Origin of the sequence: Mesotoga sp. UBA5825, from assembly GCF_002432955.1 — a bacterium.
Lineage (GTDB): Bacteria > Thermotogota > Thermotogae > Petrotogales > Kosmotogaceae > Mesotoga.
This window is the reverse complement of record NZ_DJHG01000083.1, coordinates 65,652-90,588: the sequence shown is the minus strand read 5'-3', so window position 1 is coordinate 90,588 and position 24,937 is coordinate 65,652. Positions and strand designations below refer to the sequence as shown.

Annotated in this window: 22 protein-coding genes and 1 tRNA gene; 1 reads left to right on the top strand and 22 read right to left on the bottom strand. The window is 45.4% G+C overall.

Annotation, left to right across the window (positions count from 1 at the left end):
- Positions 1-4: 4 nt before the first annotated feature.
- Genes tmk through B3N33_RS08390 form a run of 3 tightly spaced genes read right to left on the bottom strand, consistent with a single transcriptional unit; the run spans position 5 to position 3,255 of the window.
- The gene (tmk, locus tag B3N33_RS08400; protein ID WP_099828681.1) at positions 5-634 is read right to left on the bottom strand and encodes a dTMP kinase; all 630 of its coding nucleotides are present in this window, start codon (positions 632-634) and stop codon (positions 5-7) included.
- 5 nt (positions 635-639) lie between these two features.
- A complete protein-coding gene (locus B3N33_RS08395) occupies positions 640-1,311 on the bottom strand; it encodes a tRNA1(Val) (adenine(37)-N6)-methyltransferase (protein ID WP_243392200.1) in 672 nt (223 codons plus the stop codon).
- A gap of 9 nt (positions 1,312-1,320) precedes the next feature.
- Complete coding sequence (locus B3N33_RS08390; protein WP_292589847.1) at positions 1,321-3,255, bottom strand: hypothetical protein; 1,935 nt, start codon at positions 3,253-3,255, stop codon at positions 1,321-1,323.
- 91 nt (positions 3,256-3,346) lie between these two features.
- Here B3N33_RS08390 and B3N33_RS08385 point away from each other — a divergent pair, with 91 nt between their 5' ends.
- Positions 3,347-3,880, top strand: a complete 534-nt coding sequence (locus tag B3N33_RS08385) for a dihydrofolate reductase family protein (RefSeq protein ID WP_292592963.1) — start codon at positions 3,347-3,349, stop codon at positions 3,878-3,880.
- Position 3,881: 1 nt separating this feature from the next.
- Here the strand turns inward: B3N33_RS08385 and B3N33_RS08380 are convergent.
- From B3N33_RS08380 to B3N33_RS08290, 19 genes are all read right to left on the bottom strand, one after another.
- A tRNA-Gly gene (locus B3N33_RS08380) sits at positions 3,882-3,957 on the bottom strand.
- A gap of 65 nt (positions 3,958-4,022) precedes the next feature.
- Positions 4,023-5,393, bottom strand: coding sequence for a GlmL-related ornithine degradation protein (locus B3N33_RS08375; protein ID WP_292589849.1), 1,371 nt, complete (start codon positions 5,391-5,393; stop codon positions 4,023-4,025).
- A complete protein-coding gene (locus B3N33_RS08370; RefSeq protein ID WP_214060780.1) occupies positions 5,390-5,851 on the bottom strand; it encodes a GatB/YqeY domain-containing protein in 462 nt (153 codons plus the stop codon). The genes B3N33_RS08375 and B3N33_RS08370 overlap by 4 nt, the downstream gene beginning before the upstream one ends.
- Before the next feature lie 10 nt (positions 5,852-5,861).
- A complete protein-coding gene (lysS, locus tag B3N33_RS08365; protein ID WP_292589850.1) occupies positions 5,862-7,367 on the bottom strand; it encodes a lysine--tRNA ligase in 1,506 nt (501 codons plus the stop codon).
- 12 nt (positions 7,368-7,379) lie between these two features.
- Complete coding sequence (gene greA, locus B3N33_RS08360) at positions 7,380-7,853, bottom strand: transcription elongation factor GreA (RefSeq protein ID WP_099828686.1); 474 nt, start codon at positions 7,851-7,853, stop codon at positions 7,380-7,382.
- A 17-nt stretch (positions 7,854-7,870) separates the two neighbouring features.
- Positions 7,871-8,332, bottom strand: coding sequence for a transcriptional regulator NrdR (gene nrdR, locus B3N33_RS08355; protein WP_214060782.1), 462 nt, complete (start codon positions 8,330-8,332; stop codon positions 7,871-7,873).
- The gene (gene whiA, locus B3N33_RS08350; RefSeq protein WP_214079083.1) at positions 8,333-9,259 is read right to left on the bottom strand and encodes a DNA-binding protein WhiA; all 927 of its coding nucleotides are present in this window, start codon (positions 9,257-9,259) and stop codon (positions 8,333-8,335) included.
- Positions 9,256-10,218 carry a gluconeogenesis factor YvcK family protein gene (locus B3N33_RS08345; protein ID WP_214060784.1) on the bottom strand — a complete coding sequence of 321 codons (963 nt, stop codon included), beginning with the start codon at positions 10,216-10,218 and terminating at the stop codon, positions 9,256-9,258. Before B3N33_RS08345 ends, whiA begins: the two co-directional genes overlap by 4 nt.
- Positions 10,215-11,042: a glutamate racemase gene (murI, locus tag B3N33_RS08340; RefSeq protein ID WP_214079082.1), complete on the bottom strand. Its 828-nt coding sequence runs from the start codon at positions 11,040-11,042 to the stop codon at positions 10,215-10,217. The genes B3N33_RS08345 and murI overlap by 4 nt, the downstream gene beginning before the upstream one ends.
- Positions 11,032-11,313, bottom strand: coding sequence for a cell division protein ZapA (locus B3N33_RS08335; RefSeq protein ID WP_214079081.1), 282 nt, complete (start codon positions 11,311-11,313; stop codon positions 11,032-11,034). The genes murI and B3N33_RS08335 overlap by 11 nt, the downstream gene beginning before the upstream one ends.
- Before the next feature lie 11 nt (positions 11,314-11,324).
- The gene (locus B3N33_RS08330) at positions 11,325-11,570 is read right to left on the bottom strand and encodes a hypothetical protein (RefSeq protein ID WP_292592961.1); all 246 of its coding nucleotides are present in this window, start codon (positions 11,568-11,570) and stop codon (positions 11,325-11,327) included.
- An 83-nt stretch (positions 11,571-11,653) separates the two neighbouring features.
- Entirely contained in the window at positions 11,654-13,621 is a 1,968-nt protein-coding gene (tpiA, locus tag B3N33_RS08325) for a triose-phosphate isomerase (protein ID WP_292592960.1), read from the bottom strand.
- Positions 13,622-13,681: 60 nt separating this feature from the next.
- A complete protein-coding gene (gene gap / locus B3N33_RS08320) occupies positions 13,682-14,677 on the bottom strand; it encodes a type I glyceraldehyde-3-phosphate dehydrogenase (protein WP_214079079.1) in 996 nt (331 codons plus the stop codon).
- A gap of 12 nt (positions 14,678-14,689) precedes the next feature.
- On the bottom strand, positions 14,690-15,055 hold the full coding sequence (locus B3N33_RS08315) for a YbaB/EbfC family nucleoid-associated protein (RefSeq protein ID WP_214059979.1): 366 nt from the start codon (positions 15,053-15,055) through the stop codon (positions 14,690-14,692).
- 2 nt (positions 15,056-15,057) lie between these two features.
- Positions 15,058-16,515: a DNA polymerase III subunit gamma/tau gene (gene dnaX / locus B3N33_RS08310; RefSeq protein WP_292592958.1), complete on the bottom strand. Its 1,458-nt coding sequence runs from the start codon at positions 16,513-16,515 to the stop codon at positions 15,058-15,060.
- A 136-nt stretch (positions 16,516-16,651) separates the two neighbouring features.
- Entirely contained in the window at positions 16,652-18,016 is a 1,365-nt protein-coding gene (locus tag B3N33_RS08305; protein ID WP_292592956.1) for an MATE family efflux transporter, read from the bottom strand.
- 98 nt (positions 18,017-18,114) lie between these two features.
- The gene (locus B3N33_RS08300; RefSeq protein WP_292589852.1) at positions 18,115-19,896 is read right to left on the bottom strand and encodes a M3 family oligoendopeptidase; all 1,782 of its coding nucleotides are present in this window, start codon (positions 19,894-19,896) and stop codon (positions 18,115-18,117) included.
- Entirely contained in the window at positions 19,889-20,446 is a 558-nt protein-coding gene (locus tag B3N33_RS08295) for a hypothetical protein (RefSeq protein ID WP_292592954.1), read from the bottom strand. The genes B3N33_RS08300 and B3N33_RS08295 overlap by 8 nt, the downstream gene beginning before the upstream one ends.
- Positions 20,443-24,924 (bottom strand): MG2 domain-containing protein, encoded by a 4,482-nt coding sequence (locus tag B3N33_RS08290; protein ID WP_292589854.1) that lies wholly within the window; start codon positions 24,922-24,924, stop codon positions 20,443-20,445. The genes B3N33_RS08295 and B3N33_RS08290 overlap by 4 nt, the downstream gene beginning before the upstream one ends.
- Between the last annotated feature and the right edge of the window lie 13 nt (positions 24,925-24,937).

Below are 24,937 nucleotides of genomic sequence, written 5' to 3'. Positions count from 1 at the left end.
ATCGTCACCTCCCATTTGGCTTCCTCTTTCCTAAGAAAACTGACAAAGCCTTTCTGATGTCTTGTTGCACTCTCTCTTCACTGTTTGTTCCGTCTATAACAACAAATCTCTCTCTATTCTCAGCCATCAATTCTTCGTATCCTTTTCTTACTCTTTCGAAAAACTCTAAACTCTCTACTTCTATTTTATCATTTTTCCTTTCTTTTCTCATCCGCGAGATAGCAACATCAGCCGGTACATCAATATACAAGGTGATGTCAGGTAATGTGTCTGCCACTGCAAAAGAATTCATCAACTGGACAATCTCACGCCCAAGACATCTTCCGACTCCTTGATAAGCAACTGATGAGTCCATGAACCTGTCGGCGATGACTATGCGACCGCTCTCAAGAGCTGGCTTTATGACCTCTCTGACAATCTGAGCGCGGGCAGCCATGAATAGGAGCAATTCCGATTCGGCGCATAAAGGATAATCCTTGTGGAGAAGTATCTCCCTGATCTCCTCGCCAGCTCTAGTTCCTCCAGGCTCTCTGACAATTGCAAACTCCACATCTAATAGACTCAAATACTCTTCGAGGAGTTTGATTTGAGTGGTCTTTCCACATCCGTCTATTCCTTCTATACTAACGAACATAGCTTTCACCTCATCTCTATTGGAGGTTCTACAACGACTTCAGACGATGAACCCTTTCTTCCGCTCAAAAGAACTAGCTGAGCTTGTTTGTCAAGAGATCCATGTGCAAAACGTACTCTGTGAATCCCAAGACCTTGATCCTCCAGAAGACGAAACCACTTCGTCATATCTCTAGGATGCAGCAGAAAAAAGAACGCGCCTCTGTTCTTCAAGAGTCTACCTGTGGCAAAGGCGAATATTCTCGCGGATTCACGATCGGTCCTTCTTGCAATGTTTCTTCTTTCATCGGGGCTTTCCACTCCTGAGTGAACGAAATGCGGCGGATTAGCGATCACTACATCGTAGACCTCTTCACTTTTGTCTCTCAAGTATTCTTCTATATTGCAATTGATGAAAGTTGTGAGTTCTTGCACGCAGTTCGAATATGAGTTCTTGACCGAAATATCGCGGAGATTTCTATCGATCTCCAGCCCGGTAGCCTTCAGGCCGAAGGTCTTCGCAAGAAAGATCGATATTGCTCCACTCCCAGAACCCAGTTCAAGAACAGTCCTAGAGCCCTTTGGGGGATCAATAAACCAGGATAATAATACCGTGCCGTGGTTTACACGAGCATGAGGAGAAGTGAAATCCAGTTTCAATCGCTCAAGAACATGCGGATCGAATTCTCTAAAACTCATTCCCATAGCTCAGAACACCTTGATTGCAGACTTTTCATCTGAAAGAATCTCGAGTAACCCCTCCACTTTCTTCTGAACGGATAGACGCGACAGCTCTTTAATGTCGATCGTAACACTTCCGATTATTTGAGGTTCATCAATATGAAGAGAAGACGCACCGGAGACTTCAATTACTGTATCGATCAACGGACCTCCGATAAATGAGAATCGGGAGGTCTTGTTCACCAGAACACTCTTCGATTCGATAAGAGAATCAACCACTTCGATCCGCGAGTTGATAACTCGAAGGGTCTGAGACTTCATATCGCTCCTGGAGAGCATTGCCATTCCGAGATTGCTGAAAGTGACTTCGGTTCCCGAAAAGTCGCTAACATGAACAAGCATTTCTCTAACGTTCTCAACGACAACTTCGCCCTTAACGTTGCTCCCGTATATCTGGACAGTACGCGCTCCTTCTATCTCGAGCCCTCTGGAAAAGGTGCAATTCTCAAAGACAACTACAGCAGCTTCCTTAACCAGTATTCTGGTGTTGTTGAAATCCACGCTTCTCGCAATCAGGACCCCATTATTTGCAACTTCAATAGTACCGGTTGAACCTCCCGGGTTCACCGAAATTCGATCCTTCCGCCCTTCTAGATCAAGAACTCCGCTCACCAAAAGGGTGTTACCCTTAGGAATTGTAAGAGAAGAGCCAGATTCGGCTCTCATCACCGATCCGTCTCTTACAACAATGTTTCCGTAGAACCTGTAGTCGTTACCTCCAACTAGTAGAGCGTCCATTCCCAAGAAGGACGAGATAACCTCAGTACTGAATCTCCTGAACAGACTTTCTTTCGCGAACACCGGAACTGAAGGCATGAATCTCTCTCTATCTGACTCGAAAACAATTCTGTACAAGTCGCCATTCTCAGATATGCTTTCCTTGGTTATCACAGAAGACCTTTCGTTTGGCATATGAGTAGAAAGTGTTATCCATTCGCCATCTCTGTATCTCTGCAATTCGACCGGACCTTCTGAAGCACTCCATCTTGCATTTCTGATTGTACCCTCTTCAATATAGAGCTCGGGAAGATCAACCGAAGTCTTGCGAATAACTTGAATCTGTCTTCTGCATTCGGTCTTGTTGCCGGAAGAGTCTATCACTTTAACTACAAGAGTATTCAGTCCTTCCGGAAGAGGTATCTCCGGAATCAACTTTGTCCCGTCAAAGAGAAGGGGGATTCCACTTTCTTCAATATAGGCCCTAATCGAAAGATCGGCAACGCTGTCCCAATCGTCGCTTATTGCTGCTCCAAGTGACCCTCCCAAATACGGTTGTCCTATTGACAGGTCGACGACAGGAGGAAAATCCTCAGAAAGTCTCAAATCAATTACTGAGGGTTTTGAAGTGATGGAACCAGATCTTGAGAATGCTTTTACTATGTATTCGTTGTCCCTCTCAATAGGAAAAGTAAAGACCCCATCCGATGAACCATATTCGGTATCGTTAACGAGAATAAGGTAGTCGGTAACTGAACCATTGGTCTCTGTCTCCAAAGTCAGAGTCACCTCTCCATGTGCGAGATTCCATCGAAATACCGGAGCGTTAGGTGGCTGAAGATTTACGGTTGCTTTCGCATAGGCCGGCGTAGTCAAGAATCTCTTTCCCTCGATCAGAGTCACATAAATCGAATGAGTGCCATGCTCTTTCAGCTCAAAGGAGATCTCCGAGCCTTTGAACTTCATTCCATCATTGCCGTCAAGGGGCGATCGACCGACGGTAACCAGAACCGAAGGAAGGTCTCTGCCGGGAGAAGACACATCCAGCTTCAAATAACACATAGTACCTTCACATTCGATGTTCACTATTGACAAGCTGTGACTCGTACTGTCACTGCAAGCACCAAGTATTACGACCAACAACGTAACGACAAATAGCCACCTAATCTTCCTGATGTCCTTCACACTCCCATCTTAAGAAGAATAACACATCTTTCTGAAACTGACTCTCGGAATGTTGCCAGAAGTTGGGGAAAAAAGATACAATCAACGAGTAATGAAACCAAATGCGGATCGGGAGGTGTTCAACCTGCGAGTTATTGCAGTATTTGCAAGCACGGTAAACGGTAAAATTGCGCTGTCTCATGATGACAGAAGCGAATGGACATCCAGCGAAGATAAGAAGTACTTCAAATCTCTAACATCAAGAATAGGAGTAGTCATTATGGGTAGAAAAACCCACGAGGCAATCGGAAGACCTCTATCCGGAAGGTTAAATATAGTTTTGACAAGGCATCCGGAGAGATACCGGAACTCGAGAGAATTGCTCTTTACTTCGACTACGCTCCTTGAACTACTTGAAGAGCTTGAGAAGAGAGGTTTCAAGGAGGTATGCCTAATAGGTGGAGCAGAAACGTTTGATCAATTCGCCAATCAAGGTTTAATCAACGAACTCCATATCACGTTTGAACCCATCTTGAGCAAGGGAATCAAAGGGTTGGGAGAAAACCTTAGTCGTAAAATGGAAATGAAACTCAGAGAGTCCCGTCAACTCGGTGAAGCAACTCTTATGGTCTATGATGTGAAATAGATGGAGCGGGCGACGGGACTCGAACCCGCGACCCTCAGCTTGGGAAGCTGATGCTCTACCAACTGAGCTACACCCGCATTCATGGAGATTCTATCACCCTGGTGAAATGCTTGTCAATCACTCTAGAAGGATCGTTCTCCAATCAAATGTCTACAAGTTCTTCTAAAGAAGCTTTCGCAAGATCCGCAGCAGACGAAGAGTCTACAGTAGATATCAGACCTATGGCTCCAAGAATATAGTCTCTATCCCTGAAAAGACTGACTTCCTTTCTTGGAAGGAGTTCCTTTTCATGTTTCGCCGATAGACTTCTTATACTCTCCATAATCTTCGAGGCAAACCGAGACCTGCTGAGAATTCCTCCTGTGCCAATTACTGACCTAACGGCAGTCAGATCCTTGCCGTAAGCCACTTCTATTCTTCCAGTCGGCCCAAAGAACTGCTTGAGGCCTCCGGCATGTCTTCTGATTGAAGTCTCGAAACAATACGTTGCCAAACGAGCAGAGAACGCCTCATCATTAGCGTCCTTGGGATAGGGAGTAAGGTTGCTCACGATTTTATCTAGATGAGGAAACTCGATTTTCAGTTTGTCCCTGCCTATGTGTTCAACAACGTGACGGGCATTAACGTAGATCCCCAGATCTCCTTCAACTGTTCTCTTGGATCTCGGTTCAGGAGAAACCAGCATTGAAGCGATTTTGGGGTCTCCATCTGTAACGGAATCGACATCCGTTGTAGCCCCTCCTATGTCTACAGCAACAACGTCCCCATGAAAACTGGAAAATAACTCTGTTGCAAGCATTACCGCAGCTGGAGTAGGAACTATTGGTCTGTTGATCATTGAGTAGATCTTCTCCATACCAGGTCCTTTTACAATGTTTTTCGAGAAAACCTCTCTGATTACTTCTCTGGTAGGCTCGACATTGAGTTCATCTATGCGAGGGTACACATTATCTACAATGTGAATATCTCGCCCCTTCTGCGAGATTATCTCCTCCACCTCATCGGCTGCCGCGGAATTGCCTGCATAGACAATGGGGATTTCGTGATCTATGTTTCCTAGAACTTCAGCGTTGCGCACTACCGTCTCTCTCTCCCCATAGTCTACCCCGCCCGCAAGAAGAATCAATTTAGGACTTGTTTCCATTATCCTCTTCAGATCTCTTTCTGAGAGCTTGCCAGCAGTTACCAACTTGATAACTCCGCCAGCCCCAAGCGCCGCTTCTCTGGCGGCTTTTACTGTCATATCATAAACAAGTCCATGAACCGTCATTCTGAGTCCACCGGCCGCACTCGAAGATGCGAGGAATGCATCCCATTCAAGACTGTCAATGCGAAGAGATATCTTAAGAGCTCTCAAAGCCTTCTCTATCCCAATTGTCACATCTTGCTCATCAACTGTAGTATAGGATTCACCCTGTCCAAGAAACCTCATCGATCCAGAAGCGTCAGAAGAAAAAGCAGAGAGCACCGTAGTGGTGCTCCCGATTTCTGCAGTCAGGAACTCAATTCTCATCTGCTTTCAAGGAGCTCCCTTACGATCCTGTTGGCCAGCTTGCCATCTGCTCTTCCCTTCAGTCTAGCCATCAGTTCTCTCATTACCTTGCCCAGATCTGACGGATTATTGGCCTTTAAATCATCAATCGTCTTCAATGCAAGTTTCCGAATTTCATCAACGGTCATTTCCTCAGGAAGAAATCGCTTAAGGATTTCCAGCTCTGCCGATTCGCTTGCAACGAGATCGTCTCTCCCGGCCTTCTCGTAAGCCTCAATAGATTCTTCGCGTTTCTTAGCTTCCTTCGCAATGAGATCTATCAGCAACTCATCGGTAACTTCTGCGCCTCTTGTTTCTTCAGAAGACGCAAGATATGTCTTCACTGAAGCGATAACTCCCCTAAGTGTGTTGGTTTTCAGGGAATCCCTGGATTTCATGGCTTCTTTCATCTCTTGTTGGATTCGATCAAACAGACTCATAAAATCACCTCTACAGATCCTCGATGTCGCTTAGCGACTCTTCTTCATCAAAAGAGATCGGTCTCACGAGCGGGAACGGAATGATATCCCTAATTGACGGCGAATCTGTAACAAGCATGATTACTCTATCCCAACCCACCCCCAAGCCTCCAGTAGGCGGCATTCCGTATTCAAGAGCCCTTATGAAGTCTTGATCCATCATCTGAGCTTCCTCGTCTCCAATATCTCTCAAGCTAGCCTGGTGAAGAAAACGGTTGTACTGCTCTATCGGATCGTTCAGTTCACTAAAGGCGTTGGCCATTTCCATTGAGCTGATTATCAACTCGAATCTTTCGGTCACTCTAGAATCTTCTCTGTGGACTTTCGACAGTGGGGAGATTATCACCGGATGCTCGGTCACAAAAGTGGGATTCACAAGATTATGTTCGACGAGATCCCAGAGCTTCTCAATCAAGTGGCCCCTTTCCTTGATTTCGAGTTCAGTATTGTTCTTTTTCAGAATGGCTATTAGTTCTTCATCGGAGTCTTTCAAAATATCTACGCCTAGATTCTCCTTGATAAAATCTGCCATCCTCACTCTTCGCCATGGTCTGGAAAAGTCGATTTCTTTTCCCTGATATGTAATCTTTTCAGAACCCGTGATTTCACGCACGACGTAATTGATCATCTCTTCGGTGATGTCCATTATGTCGTTGTAGTCCGCATAAGCCCAATACAGCTCCATCATAGTGAACTCAGGATGATGCTTGTAGGATACTCCCTCATTGCGGAAATTCTTTCCGATTTCAAATATCCTTTCAAATCCACCAACGAGATACCTCTTGAGGAATAGCTCTTCGGCGATTCTAAGATACATGTCCGATTCAAAAACGTTTATGTAAGTCCTAAAAGGCCTTGCTGATGCCCCTCCCGTCAAGTAGTGGAGCATTGGTGTATCCACTTCGATGAAATCCTTAGACTGAAGAAACTCTCTAACAAGCCTGAACAGTTCCGAACGAACCTTGAACCTTCTGAGAGCATCATCGCTTGAAAGCATTTCGACGTATCTCTGCCTGTAGATTATCTCCTTGTCCCTTACTCCGTGCCATTTTTCGGGCATCATTCGTATCGCCTTTGAGAGTATTTCAAATTCCTTGACGAAGACCGACATCTCACCTGTATGAGTCTTGAATGGGAAACCGACTACTCCGACGAAATCTCCGATATTCACAAATTTCTTGAAGACTTCGAAGTTCTCGGCACCGACCCCATCAAGCCTTACATAGGCCTGGATCCTATCGGAATTATCTCGGATAACAAAGAAGGCTGATTTTCCGTGGTTTCTCATCGCCACGATTCTTCCCGCGATTCTTACAGTCGTATCTTCCTTTGTTTCGGAGTCCTTGAGGTAGGAAAACTCTCTCTTGATTTGATCTGCCCAATGAGTCTTGTCGAAACGATACGGAAACGGCTCGATTCCTTCATTGCGCATCTGATTAATCTCTTCAATTCTTTGTCTTCGTGCTTCTTCACCCATAAATATCCCCCATCACTTGCCGATGGTAAGAATCTTGTACTTAGCCCAGCCTGCAGGGGTTTTCACCCTCACCACTTCATCCACTTTGTGAGTCAGGATTCCCCGCCCAATCGGAGAATCGGAACTGATTTTTCCCTCGAAAATGTTGGCTTCCTGTGCGTTAACAATTCTGAACTGAGATTTTTCGCCTGTCTCTATATTCTGAAGCTCAACTACATAACCGAGCTTCACAGAGCTTGTATCTCCGTCATCTTCAATAATCTCGGCATTATTCAGAATTTCCTCAAGCTGCTTTATCCTGCTATCGATTCTTCCCTGTTCGTTCTTAGCCTCGTCGTATTCGCTATTTTCGCTAAGGTCTCCGAGCTCCCTTGCCTCCTTAATCCGCTCCGCAATATCATACATGAGCTTCTTCCTTAGGCTCTCGAGCTCCTCTTTCATTCTGTCGAAACCTTCCTGCGTGAGGTAGATAACCTGCTTTTTCACGAACTGAATCCCTCCATTCAACGATCTCTATCGTCTCTGAGTTCCTCAATTATATCCATGAAATGGTCTATGTCCCTAAATTCTTTGTAAACAGATGCAAATCTGACGTAGGCAACCCTATCCAGGGACTTAAGTTCCGCCATTATCATTTCACCAATCTCGCTTGAGATTACTTCATATTTTCCCGATTTCACTACCTCGTTTTCTACTTGATTTACTATCCTGTTGACTGTGTCTACAGATATGGGCCTCTTTTCACAGGCTCTGAGTAGCCCGTTTAGGAGTTTCTCCCTGCTGAACTTCTCTCTCCTTCCATCCTTCTTAACAACTAAGAAAGGAAGCCTCTCATACCTTTCGTAGGTAGTAAATCTTGCACCACAACTCTCGCACTCTCTTCTTCTCCGAATGGAAGTGCTTTCATCGGTCGGCCTTGAATCAAGAACTCTTGTCGAATCTCCACCACAAAAAGGACATTTCATCTAGCTATCTCCCAACTCTTCCGCCAATGCCATGAGCTTCTTCAACCTATTATATACTGCTGACTTGCTCATCGGCGGATTCATAATCTCGCCCAGCTCTCTCAGATTAAGATCCTCGTTTTCAATCCTGAGGATTGCAACTTGACGAAGATCCTCATCCAATCTGTCGATGCCGTACTTCCTATCGATGATTCTTATGGCTCTTACATGCTTTGCCATTGCCTGAGCAGACTTGTTTGCATTTGCTGTAAGGAAATTCAGAGTCCTGCTTACATCGCTCCTGATCTTTCTTACTTCGACCGCGCTCGAAAGTCTCGTCACCGTCTTCTTTCCCCCCATGAGAGAAAGCAGTTCTATTAGGTCAAGCGATGACTTCACATATGCTTTGAACTTATCTCTTACTCTTACTATTCCGATCTTGATGTTGAAATTGTCTGATATGTACTCCTTCAGTGAACTAACAAAAGCCTCAGTAGTATCAAGCGTTATTTCCAGGTGATACTCCTTGGATGGATCAACAATCGAACCTCCAGCCAAATACAGTCCCCTGATGAACGCACCGAAGTAGACCGGATCATCTCTAACGGGTTCTGGTATGGAGTCATCTCTGACTGAAATGCCATTCTTTCGGAGGAACTCTTCTACCTCTTCAAAGCGAAAACTAAGCTCTCCGCCTCTCTTTCTTCCTAATCTGATTTCTTCTATTACCTGTGTTTCATGAATCGGCATGGAAAGCTTCTTCGAAATCTGAAACAGCCTTTTAAGACTCGTTATAGATGTAAGCGGGATAACGAGGAAAGCGGTACTTCCTCTTAATCGTAATGTCCCTCTCGACTTAACAAAACCCAGATATTCAGATCTGCACTCGTCTTGGTCGTCCAACGGGAGATGACAAAGCTCTTCTTTGAGTTTGTCGGCATAGCTCACATCTTTTCCTCTCCCAATAGATTCAGCTCTTTCAGGATCGACAGAATGCTGTCTCTCGAATGACGAACGACCAGACGGCTCCGTCCGTCATCAATCAGCTCTGCAGTACCGCCTGAAACTACCCTAACTCGAGTATCGGTAAGCATATCGTTTCTCACCGGCATAGAACCCCTTTCATAATACCTATTCAGCACGGCAGGCTCTACTTCTCCCACTTCAGTCCAAAAGATCATGTCAAAAGTCACCCCACTATAGTCTTCAACGACATTGACGTGATCGGCAAGTGAAAAACCTGTAGACTCCCCAGGTTGGGTCATAATGTTACATATGTAGGCCTTATTTGCTCTAGACTTCCCGAAGGCCTCTCTGACCCCGGAAACCAGGAAATTGGGTACAACACTTGTAAACAGGCTGCCGGGGCCCACAATTACCGTCTTTGCAGATTCTATTGCGTCCAAAACCTCTGGAAGTGCCTTCACAGCCTTATCGAGAAATACCCTTTCAATTCTCTTTCCGGCAGCCGATATCTTTGACTCTCCCTTAATGAATGATCCATCATCAATCTCAGCCACAAGATGCACAAGATCGTCAGCTACGGGCAAGACTCTCCCTTTGATATTCAGCATTCTTGAGGCTGCGAGGACCGCTTCTGGAAAGCTCTGAAACATCTCAGTAAGACCTGCAATAATTATATTGCCAAGAGAATGACCATTCATAGCGCGAGCCTCAAATCTGTACGAAAAGACTTTTGTTAGGAATTCCTCATCATCAGCCAAAGCAATCACGTTATTCCTTACATCCCCTGGCGGGGGCATGCTCATGGCTTCCCTGAGAAATCCTGAGCTTCCACCATCGTCCGTAACTGCAACTACAAGCGTTAAACTACTATCGTAATGCTTCAGGACCCTTGCAAAGGTAGAGAGACCAGTTCCGCCACCTATCAAAACCGTCTTGCTCATGATGTAACTCGTTCCTTCAAAGCAATCCCTGAAGACGTAAGGTCAACGCCCCTGACGTTTTCCGCCTTTCCTAGATATCTTCCAAGAATCTCCTGGAAAAAGCGAATATTACCGCTTACATAATACTCAACAGTAGATGAATCATGCGAGGAAATCGTTGCCCAATCGGCAACATTCTTGACAATGTACTCCGCGGGGTCTATGATCCTTGTCCTGGGAGACAAAAGCGACTCGATCGAACTCCTAATAAACGGATAATGAGTACATCCAAGAATCAAGAAGTCCGGTTGAATCTTAGCGAGGTCTGTCAAATAATACTTGACGATCGAATCAACGATTTCACCCTCCCAGATTCCCTCTTCTATCAAAGGAACGAAAAGCGGGCAGGCCCTTTGTAAGATTTTGCTGATGCTTTCATAACGAAACAGCCTTCTTAAATATAGAGACTTCTTCACAGTATTCTCAGTTGCGATCACTGCAACTGTCGACTTGTCGGGTGCAGTCTCCCCAAGAAACTTCGCTGTTGGATCGATGATGCTGAAGTATGGAGTAGTCAGCTCCGTCTTCTCCCTTTGAGAGAGTATAGAATCGGAAGTGTTACAGGCAGTGACGATTGCATCGACACCCAACTGGGCAAAAAAGTCGAAGATCTCACTGACATACCTTCTCAGTGTCTCAACTGGCTTTGAGCCATAGGGTACCCTCGCAGTGTCGGCAAAGTAGTGCAGGCTTACTCCCTCGGGAAAGGCTTCCAATAGTCTTTTCACAACTGTGAGGCCACCAATTCCAGAATCGAAGACTCCGATCCTCAGACTATTTCTCAACCTCGTCACGTCCCTGGAAGTATTCCGAAAGAACCTCTTCATATTTCACCTTTAGCCTAAGTAGTTCATTCTGACTTCTTGCAAGGTCGTGTGCAAGGTTCACAGAAATCCCCACAAGCAACTTCTCATAGCCCACTTCCTCTTCGTTCTTGCTCATTGAAATGTACATCTCCGTAATCTTTGAAAAGACCTGATCCACGAGTTCCTGAGGATCGCTTGTAAGAAAAGTGTACTTCCTTCCTCCGAGGTCCAGAGTGACTGATCGCTTCATTGTTCGACTCCTTATACTTTCTTGCTGTCTTCGACGAGGCTGCCTCTTACCCTTTTTATTAATGAAGAAATTGTCCTTGACTCACTTTCAAGGCGGAGTTCAAGTTCCCGGATTCTTAGCTCGGATTCCTCAACTTTTTTCTGTGCTGTCTCGAGCTGCGTCCAGAGCTGTTCGTTTTCCTTCCTGAGACGGTTGAATTCCTCAACCATCTTGTCTACGACTAGTTCAAGCTCCTGATAACTGTCCAAGAACGACACCCCCTATTTTGAGATTATAACACCTCAACAGAGAAAGAAAACGCGAGCAACCGCCCGTTCGGGCGGTTGCTATATCGCTCTGATTAAGCGTAAATCTTTGCTATCGCTACCAGTTGGACAAAGCTCTCTTGAAGGCTGGCCCCTCCCACCAAACCACCGTCAATGTTCTCCATAGCGATTAGGGAATCAAAGTTATCCGGTCTGATACTGCCACCATAGAGAATTCTTGTTCGCTCTGCCACGCTGCACTCGTATAGCGACGATAATAAACTCCTTATGTACTTCATGGTGGCCTCGGCCTGTTCGGGAGTAGCCACAACACCAGTTCCGATCGCCCATACTGGTTCATACGCTATGATCACTTGCTCAACCTCACTCTTGTCAAGGCCGGCAAGACCTTTTCTGATCTGTTCTTCGAGAACCTGCTCCGTCCTGCCTGATTCCCGTTCTTGAAGAGTTTCCCCAACACAGAATACTGGAACTAGGCCCTCTCTTAATACTGCCTTGATTTTCTCGTTAGTCATCTCGCTTGTCTCGCCGAATATGTGCCTTCGTTCTGAATGACCAACAAGAACGTACTCCACCGCAAGGTCCGAAAGCATAGGCGCAGAAATCTCGCCTGTAAAGGCTCCACTATCTGCAGGATAGACATTCTGGACTCCGACCTTAATCGACGTGTCCTTGAGGATGTCTGCCACCCCAGCAACTGAAAGGCTTGTTGGAAATACTACAACATCAACGGCCTTCTCGTTACCGATTGAAGATGCAAGGAAACCGGCGAACATTCGCGCTTCATTGGGCGACTTGTTCATCTTCCAGTTTCCGGCGACCATTATTCTACGTTTTTTTTTACCTTCTTTAGTCGCTAGACTCCTTATACCAGGCATCTCTTTTCCCTCAAGCATCTCAAGAGAAGCCCCGCCACCGGTTGATACGTGAGAAACTCTGTCGGCCAAGCCAAACTTGTTGATAGCGGCTGCGCTGTCTCCGCCTCCGATAATCGTTACTGCACCCTTGAGCGAAGCCAGCGTCTTCGCGATCGATTCGGTTCCTTTCGCAAAATCATCGATCTCGAAGACCCCCATAGGACCGTTCCAAACAACGGTTTTGGCGTCAACCAGCTTGCTTCTGAATAGCTCAATAGTTGATGTCCCGATGTCAAGTCCCTTCCAGCCGGATGGGACTCCTTCATCTATGAGAACCGTCTTCGATTCACTACCTGCAGCGATTTCCTTGGACACAACCGTGTCAACAGGGAGGACGAGCTCAACCTTCTTCTCTTCGGCTTTCCTCATTATCTCCTTTGCCAGCTCGATCTTGTCCTCTTCAACCAGGGAGTCACCAGTTTGCTTCCCCAGAGCCTTAAGGAATGTGAACATCATCGCACCGCCGATTAGTATTCTATCGGCCTTCTCCAGAAGATTCGTAATGACTCCGATCTTATCGGAAACCTTTGCTCCTCCTAAAATGACTACGTAGGGGTGCTTGGGACTCTCAACGGCCATGCCAAGCATTTCGATTTCCTTCTGCATAAGGAAACCAGGTACACTGGTCAAGTACTGGGCAGCACCCACATTCGATGCATGACCTCTATGTGCTGTTCCGAAAGCATCGTTTACGTGAATGTCCGCGATCGCAGAGAGCCTCTTCGAAAACTCCGGATCATTCTTCTCTTCTTCAGGGTAGAACCTAACATTCTCCAGAAGAAGAATATCTCCGTTGTTCATCTTTGAGACAGCTTTCTCCACTTCATCTCCGATGCAATCAGGGACAAAGGCAACGGGCTTGCCGATTAGCCTTTCCAGACTTTTGCTAACCTTTTCCATTGAGTACTTAGGGTCTCTCTTGCCCTTGGGCCTCCCCAGATGGGAAACAAGGATTGTCTTTCCACCATTTTCGGCTACGTACTTTATCGTTGGTATTGCAGCCACAATCCTAGTATCGTCACTCACTTCACCAGTCTCTTTATCTAGAGGAACGTTGAAATCGACCCTTACAAGCACCCTCTTTCCACTCAAATCAACATCTCTTAGTGTTAGAACTTTAGACATCTCTTACCTCCTTTCCTCAATAAAACGGGGCCTCCAGGCCCCGTCAGAAAAAATCGAGAATTACATCTTCATCATTTTCTCAGCAAGATCGACTACCCTGCAAGAATAGCCATATTCATTGTCATACCAAGCGCAAACTTTCAAAAGATTACCCATCACTGCAGTAAGCTTGCTGTCAAATACTGAAGACACCGTTGTTCCGACAATATCCGAGGAAACGAGTTCTTCTTCAGTATATTCGACTATTCCCTTCAGTTCGTTTTCCGCCGCTTTCTTCACGAGCGCATTTACTTCCTCCACTGTTGTATCTTTTTCGAGAACCACGGTTAGATCAGTTATTGAACCGTCAGTTACAGGAACTCTCATAGCTATTCCATCAAGCTTGCCTTTGAGTTCAGGAATGACAAGCCCTACTGCCTTAGCGGCGCCTGTTGAAGTGGGTATCGTATTGGCGGCAGCAGCCCTCGCTCTTCTCAAGTCACTGTGAGGCAAATCAAGAATTCTCTGATCGTTCGTATAAGCATGGACCGTCGTCAAATAACCTTTCTGAATCTTGAAACTATCGTTCAAGATCTTTATTATTGGCGCAATAGAGTTAGTTGTACAGGAGGCATTAGAGACAATCTTCATCTCCGGCCTCAGCATATCGTCGTTGACACCAAGTACGATTGTCGCATCCACTTCACCCTTTGCAGGGGCAGTAATCAATACCTTTTTTGCCCCGGCTTCAATATGGGGCATTGTCTTCTCTCTGTTTCTGAAGACGCCTGTAGACTCAATGACCAGTTCAACGCCAAGGTTCTTCCAGGGGAGGTTTGCAGGACTCTTCTCTGCGAAAACTTTAACCTCCTTGCCATTTACAACAATCGCTCCATCCTTAGCCTCCACTGAACCCTTGAATCTCCCGTGAACCGAATCATATTTGAGAAGATGAGCCAGGGTAGCTGCATCGGTTAGGTCATTGATTGCAACTACATCGAAATCCCCGCGTTTTACCATCTCTCTAAAAACAAGTCTTCCAATTCTTCCAAAACCGTTAATTGCTACTTTGTACATCTCTTACACCTCCTAAAGTATATTGTCAGGTAGATTGAGCGATCCTGTAACCTTAGCCGTTTCTTCATCTCTTCTCTTCGCTACCTCTGCTAACGCCTCGTTTATCCCCGCAATTATCAAATCTTGAACAATCTCAAAATCCTCTTCTCTTATCTCAGGCTCGACCTCGATCGACTTAATGCGATAGTCGCAAGTTGCAACAACGTTTATCGCTCCTCCTCCGGCAGAAGCCGTCACCTCCAAAGTCTTGAAGGTTTCTTCCAGGCTCTCCATTTCTTCCTGTGCTTTCTGAGCCTGTTTCAGAAGTTCACTCATGTTTGATCCCTTCCTGGAACCTCCATAGTTCTTTCCGCCGAGACCTCTAAATTTCTTTGCCATTGTTAGTCCTCCTCAAGGTCTATCTTTATCTTTCCTTTATATATGTCGTCCTTCAGCCCCAAGCTTGAAATCACAAAGTTAACGTATTCCTGAGAATCTTTATCCAGACCTTCAAAGAGATTGCCTCCAACTGATTCATTGGAGAGAAGGAATCGTTTCCCGATTAAATCTTCTGCAATCCCGTTCAGCGACTCAAGTCTATCTTTCAGAAGATCGTAAGAATAGTTGCTGTCCGCTTCCAGAGTTAATACCCCGCCAGATTCGCTTCTAGTAATCTTCGAAAGACTTAGAAGAGTCCAGAGCAGAACGAAGTTGTTATTTCGAAGATGGTCGATAAGTTTGGACAAACTATTCTCTTCCGCAGTGTCTCTTTTTGGAGCTTTCTCGGACTTATCACTCGTTTCAAAAACTTCGCTTTTTACGTTTTCAGACTTACCAATTCTCTCTACTGCCGACTTCTCATAACCACTCTTCAGAAGGACCATTACTTCAAATGTTCCTCTCTTATCCTCGGCAAATTTGAGCTCTTTAGTGATCTCCCATAAAGAAAGCAAGAGCTTGAAACGCTCATCAGTTGATTCAGCGATCAGCTGATCCTTCACAGTATCGATCACCTGTTCAAGGAAGACTTCGTAAGTATATCCTGCAGACTGGATCTCTTCAGAGATTTTCAATATCGAAGCCGGCTCTCCCGAAGAAAATGCAGTAATGAACTCCTTAACAACTTCTTCGGGCAGAATACCAAGAGTAGCTCTAACAGATTCTTCACTAACATCACCCGAATAAGAGACAACTCTCTCCATAAGATTAACCGCGTCTCTCATGCCTCCGTGTGCGGCTTTCGAAATGAACCTCAATGCTTTGTCGTCATATTCCAAACCTTCAGATTTTGCGATTCTTTCCAGATAAATAGCTATGTCTCTTTCGATGAGTGGTTTGAAATAGAAGATCTGACATCGTGAAAGAACTGTTTCAGGAACCTTCTCAAGATTGGTAGTTGCAAGAATAAAAATCACTTTATCGGGAGGTTCTTCAAGAGTCTTAAGAAGTGCATTGAAAGCTTCCCTGGTCAGCATATGGAATTCATCAATTATGTACACTTTGAATCTGCCCATGACAGGTCTATACGATACTGCATCCCGGATTTTCCTGATCTCGTCAATGCCTCTGTAAGAAGCTGCATCCAGCTCAATGACATCCATGTGTGAAGAAGCATCAATCGCTTTGCATGAATCGCAAATACCGCAAGGCTTCTCAGAATCCTCTGCAAGACAGTTCAGCATTTTGGCGACGATCCTTGCACTAGTTGTCTTCCCGGTACCTCTAGAGCCAGAGAATATGTAAGCATGAAAAACCGAATCCTTCTCTATTGCTCTTCCTAGGATCTCTTTCACTTGATCCTGCCCAACCAATTCACTAAATTTTCTAGGCCTATATTTCCTATACAAAACCTCAGACATCTTAATCACCCGTTCATCTGAATTATAGCAGATCACCCAAAGTTTGTTTGCTGCAGAGATGACCGAAGTGAAACAGTTAGTGAAATTCATAACTAACTCATCCATCTGCAGCACTTGGGAATGAATTCGACTTTCGCTAGTAGACCCTTCTCTTCACCCACTTACCCTTTAAATAGTAAAAGACCATCACCGCAGCCTCTGCAATATCCGAGAATACATATGAAAGCCAGACCCAAACTATGCCGGCCTTCAACACGAACACTGCAATGACCAATATTGGCACTTGAATAAGCCACCTGGATACTACGCTCCCCACCACGAACGGGAAGTTGTACCCGGACCCTCCGAAGACCGATGAGAGACCAAAACCGTATGCCAAGACAGAAATGCCGAGTGAGCCGTATTTCAGGAAACTGGCACCGTAAGCAATTATCTCCGGATCCTTATTGAACACAGCGATAACATGCTCGCCTGCAAAGAAGGCTATTAGTGCAAAGAAAAACATGAAAAAGAACCCGATTAAGGCAGCGGTTCTGGCTGTGGTTCTTGCACGGTCGGCGTTGTCAGCTCCCAGGTTTTGACCGACCATCGCAGAGCCGCCCATGCTAAGCCCTACAAGAGGCATAAACGCTAGTCCAAAAAGCCTCCCCGTCACTCCTACTGCCGCAACCGCAGCAGTCCCGTAGAAGGCAACGAACTTCAGAACTACTACAGCTGACAAGTTCCTGAAGAACCCCTCCAGCCCAGTTGGAAGCCCTATAGTCAAGAGCTTCTTGTCTATAGCTCTATCAAGCCTGAAAAGCCCGGACAGTCTTGGTTTTACGCCTTCCTTTCCTGAGAAAAGAATGTAGAATCCCAATAGAAATGCTGCTGATTGAGCGATTACCGTAGCGACGGCCGCACCAAAAACGCCCAGGCCAAATCCGGGAATGGATGTCCCCGGAATCTTTTCAAACATCATTATTGGGTCGAGAGAAATATTGAGAACACTCGCGAACATCATTATGTACATTGGACTCTTTGCGTCCCCTATGCATCTGAGAGCCGTGTTGACAGAGTAAGACGAAAACATCATTGGCAGGAAAAACAGTCTGATATAGCCGTAATCAAGAGCTGATCTCATTACTTTCATATCGTCAGTAAAGAATCCTAGCGATGGTTTTAGGAAGGAGGCAACTAGAACAGCGGAAATCAGAGCAACAATGAACTTGAAAGTAATTGTCTGTTCTATCGCCTTACTTGTTCCTTCGAAGTCCTTTTTTCCGAAGCCCTGAGAGATCAAGGAGATTGAGCTCTGCCCGATTATCGAATTGAGAATATCCACAATCCAAAAAAGAGTGGTGAAAATCGTAACTCCTGCAATTGCTTCGCCTGAGATGCGCCCAATCCAGAAGATGTCTACAATGTCGTAAACCATCTGTGCGCTGAACCCTATCATTGTAGGCACAGACATTATAAGAAGATTCTTCAGAATGCTCCCTTGAGTAAGATCCCTTGCCATTTTTGCCCCCTAGCTTACCTTGTGAAGAAATGTGAAAGAATGCCCGAGTCCAAAATGGACACAGGAATTATACACCCTTTCTAGAGATCGGAACAGGTCTAGATCATCTTCCTCAGTGTATCAAGGAAATTCTCCTTGATAAAACTAATTCCCTTTTGCCAAAAGACAGGATCTGAGACATCTATGCCTACTTTCTGCAGAAGAGATTTGGGAGATTCCGATCCACCGCTTTCAAGTAAAGCGATATACTTTCTTCTGAAGACAGCCCCATCCTCAAGGTATTTCCTGTACAAAGAAATTACGAGAAGCTGGGCGAAGTTGTAAGCATAACAATAGAAAGGGGTATGAAAGAAGTGAGGGATGCGAGCCCATTCGAACTCGCTTTCCGGGAGAAAATCAACGGTGTCCCCAAACATGAGTTTGAGCTCCTTGGAGTAAAGCTCGGATAGTTCTTCAAACGCCAGATACTCGCCTGACATTTTCTCGTGGGCAGAGATCTCGAACCTGGTGAACATGTTCTGCCTTGCGGTTGTTGCAAATATCTCTTCAATCCTGTTGACCAGAAAAGAGATCTTCTCCTCTCTTTCTTCAATGTTCTTCAAAAGAAAGTCCGTCATAAGCATCTCAGAAAAAACAGAGGCTGTTTCGGCCATTGTAAGCGGCGTATCATAGTTAACTAGGGTCTGTTTGGACGCCAGAACGCCGTGAAGGCCGTGGCCTAGTTCGTGTGCCAGTGTCAAAACATCACTCATCTTGCCATTGTAATTGACGAGCACATACGGATGCATTCTTGGCGAGGCATACGCGCAGTAAGCTCCACTTCGCTTTCCCGGCATGATCGATCCATGAATATAATCCTCATCGAAGAATCTAGCAACTATACTTTCAATCCGGGGATCAAAGTTTCCCATAACCTCCAGAATCATCTTCTTCGCTTCCTGCCAATCAAATGTCCTGTCTGAAGTTCCAACAGGAGCATATATATCGCTGTGGAGAAGGGCTTCCCTCCCCATAATTATCGCCTTCAGTCGGTAATAGTCGTGAACAACAGAATAACCATCGGTGGTGGCGTCGATGATACAATTCACTGCCTCATCTGAGACTTCGTTCAGTTCGTTCCTCATTGAAATAGGGGAATCATATCCCCTCTTGTCTGCTTCCAAGTCCCAATCTCTGGAAAGAGAATTGTAAAGATTGGTCAGAACAATACTGTTTTCCTTCGCCTTTCTAAAGAGGCTTTCAAAGGCCTTCTTTCTAAGCTCCGAATCATGATCTCTTCTTAAAGTCTCCACTTCACTCTCTGTGAGCGTCTCTTCCGATGCACCGGTAGTAATTCTATACGTAAAACTCGATGTGAATTCATCATAGAGATTCAGAATCGCCTTCTTGCCCGTTATCTCTTTTAGAACCATAATTCTTTCTTCCGGCTCAGAAAGCATGTGCTTCCTTTGAGTTCGAATGAGATCGAGATGATGTCTGTAATCTGCTAGTTCGGTAGAATTCATAAGACTATTAAAGAAGTCCTCGGAGACTTTCGAAAGTTCGAGTTTCAGAAAGAGAAGCTTGCTTTCAAGTTGCGATTCAAGATCATCTATCTTACGAAGGAGCTTCTGAACAGCTGGTTCCTTAGAGTCTGTTGAGTGGCTCAAGAACGAGAACATCGATAATCTGAAAAAACGGTTCATAAGGTCTTCTTCTCTTTCAATAGCTATCTTCAGTTCGCTAGCCTTGACACTCTCGGTCTGAATTCTCCCTTTGAAGTCTTTAATAAGCTTATCACTCTCACTTATCAGAATTCGTATGTCTTCTTCCAGGGAGGGATCGTCCGGCGAACCGTACAATCTTGTGAGATCCCACTGAACCAGTTTCCCGTCACTCAATTCTTCGTTTACCTCCTTCTCCAAATTCTGCAATCAATTCTCCAAAAGATCTATTGCGAAGAAGCCTGGATACTTCTACCCAACAAGTATAACTGTACGAACGATATGTCATGAAATCCATCTTCGAGTAATCAAGAGTCTTGACCTCGTCAAGAATGATTTCTTCTCGACCAACCCACTCACCCGTAATATAACAGACAATACCTTCTTCTAGCCAATAGGGAAGTTGGTAATCCCTCAGAATGAGATGGCTCATCTCATGTGCAAGCGTTCGCGGCAGGTTCTGAACTAGACTAAGCGGCTGCACAATAATCGTGTTTCCAGTTGCTGCAGCGAGAAACCAATAACCTATGCCGGAGAGTTCAGAGAACTCTCCGGCCGAGGAAGCGATAATTAGAATATAGGTACCGTTTACAGATCTTCCCGTTAGTCTTTCAAGCAAGCTTCTATAGCCTTCAAGCTCTGGCATTTCCCATGAGACATACGCGCTTGTGAAACAAAAAACCGTCACTTGAAGTAGCAAAATGACAACAATAGCTAGTGCTCTCATTCAACGTTCAGCATTACCGATTCTGTGTTTGCCCGATAGTCTGCATCGTACATTGCCCATGCCTGTACAGGAGGAATAATGAATTCCCCTCTGGTGAGAATTCTCCAGCTGCTTTTCGTCACGAACTCTCCTCCGTCATTGAAGAAGAAGGCTATGCGGTCGTATCTTGCATCCTTGAAGGTGTATCCCCACCAGTAGTAGTCAAAATAGTAGAATTTTGTGTATCCGAGTGTGTCACCCTCAATGTTCTCCTCAACGGAGATTCCTGTGGAGGGCAACATATCTTCGACCACAACATAGGGAACGGTATCGGGAATCCTTATTCTCACTTCGGAGACTATCGTCTCCCCGACTCTTATCGGGCCGGGTTTACCAAGCTTAACAGCGAAAAGCTCCATCGTGGCGTCATTGTAGTAACTGTATTCAACCGACCTGACGATTATCTCGCCATTGCTAATACCGAGAACATCGCCTTCGTAGATCTTGAGACCGAGTCCAAAGTTTGAAAGCTTCAGCTCACCGTCTACTATCGCAACAACCATCCCTTCAATAGTCTTGGAGGCACTTATTTCAAGAGAACCTACTTCGTCAGCCGACAGCGTCCTGATCGAAGTAACTACGGCAGGCGAGTCTATCTGAGGTGTGGTGAGAACGTGAGTATCATCCATGGGCACGGCTACCTTTCTTCTCAGAACCCTTTCGACAATCAGACCCGCGTTTTCGGCTTTGATTTCCTCTGACCTAACTGCCGTTTCTCCGTTAATCGATACCGCTACCATTTCAGAGCTTTCAATAACAATCGTCTTTCCAGTAATCGGTATTGTTATTGAATCCTCCAACCCGCCTTCGAAGACTACATCCCCGTCTTCAAAAACCACTTCAACTTCCGCATCCTTTGAAAGCGAGCTGCTAACTGATGAAAGTGAGAGAATAGCCATAGCGGTCGATGATGTTCTATACCAATAACTGCCGTTTCCCATCTTCAGGAGTCTTTTGGAAATTTCTGCAACTGTTGCAGAAGGTACATCTAGATCTACCGCAGCTTTCAGAAGGAAAGAGAGAGTAACCGTATCGTCAAAGAAATAGTTGAAACTGCTACCCGAGATAACGTCAGATGCGCCTAGGTCGACATACTCCATGGCCTCCTCAAAAAGTGCAACCGCCTTGGCGTCCATGTTTAGAGTCTCGTATGTCAGCGCGGTCAAAACGATCGAAGCAACATCATTCTTATAATCTACGATTGAGCTTATCGGGTCTCGCAGTTTCCTGCTGAACAGTGTAATGACATACTGAAGGAAAGGATCCGGCTTGTCTCTGTTAAGACTCTTCAATGCCGAGTACCCCATCGCGATTACATCCCTATTTATATCGTAACCGTTTTCTGTGGCAAGATATAGACCTAACATCACGTAAGACGTCATGAATGGAGTGCTCTGGTCATCTTTCCACCAACCCCAACCTCCGTCGTAGTGCTGATAGCCAAAGAGGCGTTCAAGACCATCGCCAACTACAACCGAGACTTTGTCTGCAAAAGACTCATCGGCACCTGCAAGTAGTTGAGAAGCCGCCAATGCTGGAAGAAGCCTACTCATTGTCTGTTCCACACAGCCATAGGGATAATCTACCAGATACCTTATTGCTTCAAGAAGAATTGGATCAATTGTGGAAGAGATGGTAACACTACCAATTGAGTCTTCCATAAATTCAATTACTCTATTTCCTTCAAGAAAGTCAAGGTCGCCAAATCGGATATATGAGTACCTTGGCTTCAAAGGAATTTCGTATTCAACACCGTCGGAGCCGCGACTTCCTTCAACAACAAACTTAACTCTGAGACTCTCTTCCTTCTCCGAAGGCAAGAGATCTCTTAGAACCATCTGATAGCTGAAGGAAAGACTTCCGAAGGCGTCAATAGTTGCTCCCTTCTCCTCAATGACTTCATCATCAACATAGAAACCGGTGATGACAGGCATACGAGTGTCAAGATTATTCTTCACGGAAAAGACTAGATTCACTGTATCGCCAGCGATCAGAAACTCCGGAAGGAAACTGCTAACGGTCATGGGCTTCCAAGTCTCGAAACTAGACTTCTCGTAGCTGAAATCTCCCGAAAAGTCGGCCGCAAGAGTTCTGACAGTCCATGTATCGAGATCTTCCGGCACAACAAACGACAGTTCTGCAAAGCCGCTCTCATCGGTGAAAGTTCCAACAGACCAGAAGGCGCTGTCGCTGAAAAGTTTCCTGGCTCTCACGTCCGAAGTCAAGCTTTCACCATTTCCACCACGATCGCCCATCCCGAAAGGAGCACCACCAATCACCTTAGATTCGGCCGCGGGTGGTTGAGATTCCAGTAGATCTCCTAGCTTGGCTATTGACGGGTAGGCAGAATAATACAGGTCGTTTATGCTTATAGTGTTGAAACCCCTGTTGAAGGGACTGCCCAGTGATTCCTTCCACCGATCGGAATCGCCTTCAAAGAGAGAAAGCATTGCCTGAGATACTACTGAAACCGTCAGTCCTACAACGGCGGGATTCCCTTCATCATCGAGGACCTGCAGCTTCATATTGACGGTATCGCCAGGTTCATATCTATCCTGAGTAAGCACATTGATTGAAAGATCTCTTGAAGCAGTCTCAACTTCGATGACTCTTGACTGAATAATCTGATAGTTCTTATATCCAACGATAAAGAGCATGAAGTTCTCGTAACCATAGTTCTCGGGGATCTCTATTTCGATAGTGTTCTTGCCCTCCGTAGAACTGAAAGGAAACTGCTTGAATTCACCCGAAAAATCACCAATGACCCAAAGATCCATTGGAGATGATGTATAGAATGATACTCTTGCCTTGGAGCCAGGAGCAGCAGACTCAACTGAATCCACCAGAATAGACCCGTAGTAGTCATAGTACCCACTAGTATAGACTGAATATCTGTTAACCACTTCCGGTTCATTTGAAGGAGCCCCGTTGGCCTCGAAATACACAACCGTATCCGGCGGGACGTCCCTAAGATTGATCAGAATCTCTGCCCTTCCACCACTGTCAGTGGAAAGTTCTTCCCTGAAAATGTTGATCTTAAGCTTCTTCTCAACCTGTTTTCCTTCGTCCATTAGAATTACAGGTTCTTCATACCACGCCTTCATCTCAAATGCCTTGGAAACAAGTGTATCGTTGTTCAATCTTGTTTCGATTTTCACGAGTGCTTCTTTATCGGTGAATCTGTAGTCAACATTGAAGTCGAATGTTCCCTGTACTACCTTGAAGTCAACCGTACTTCGTGACTGCATACCGGTATCGTCTGAGACAGTAATAACCGCGTAGTATGAACCGCTCTCAAGCTCTTCAGAGTAGCCAATCACCGCTTTACCCAGGCCATCAAGTCTCGCAGATCCATTGTCAATATACTGACTGCCCTTGTATATCGTGTAGTCTACTTTGCCAAGCGAGACGGGATCTCCGAAGTAGTACTCGGACAAAACGTTGATTGTAACTGCCTCTCCCTTTCTGAATGCCTTTGATGCAGATTCCGCTGTTGTGAAGAACGTAGGCTTTTTGTAGTCGGCAATCTGGAAGTAATAGTAGTCCTCGTTTCCTTCCCACCGGATGATAATCCTGTAGGATCCCCTGGTGATTTCGGAGTATGTTCGGAACGTACCACTAACAGAGCCAAGGTTATCCGGGCTCAACTCTTCAGTGAAGACGCTCCTGTTTAATGGATCTACTATTTCAACTTCTACAGAATTAGTTCTAGGTATTTGATAGCCCGAAGATGTTATCTCCCTTATGAAAGCTCTGAAATTAACAACTTCACCGGCTTTGTATGCCGGTCGATCAGTGAATATCAGAGAGATGTTTCGAGACGAGAAATAGTAATCATACTCGCCCGGCCTCCACAGGATCGATCCATTGGCAGATTGAACAAGTATTGCATCTCCTGTCGTGGGAAGATAGTCAAAAACGAACACTCCATTTTCTGTCCGTCCCAATAACTCCCCGTCTATGAGTCTGTAAAGGGAGAAGCTGTCAATGAAGCTGGAATCTTCCTTTTTCCAGAGTCTCATCATCGCTCCATCTTCATAAGCAAGCAGCTGAGCTCCAACCATACGATAGCTTGTCATCAGTTTGGCACTTCCTGACTGCGACGAAACAACAATCAGTCTTAGGCCCATTAGAGCTTTCTCGGGCAAGTATATCCTTTGTTTCTCCTTTACTGTCTGCCTGAAAGCGTAGAGTGGATCGCCGGAGATTCCGACATCCCCGATGGTGATCGCCCCAGTAAGATCCTGCTCGTCCAAATCATAAATCTTGATATCGATGTAGCTATCCTTGTCGTCTGTGTATATGGTAGGTGGATAGTCCATAGAGTACAACTCTACGAAAGATGATCTAAGCTCATAACCGTACTGCTGAATTTGAAAAGCAAGTGCCGTTAAACCTGTGAATAACAGAATAATAAGAAACACCAAGATTCTTCTCATTGCCTTCACTCTC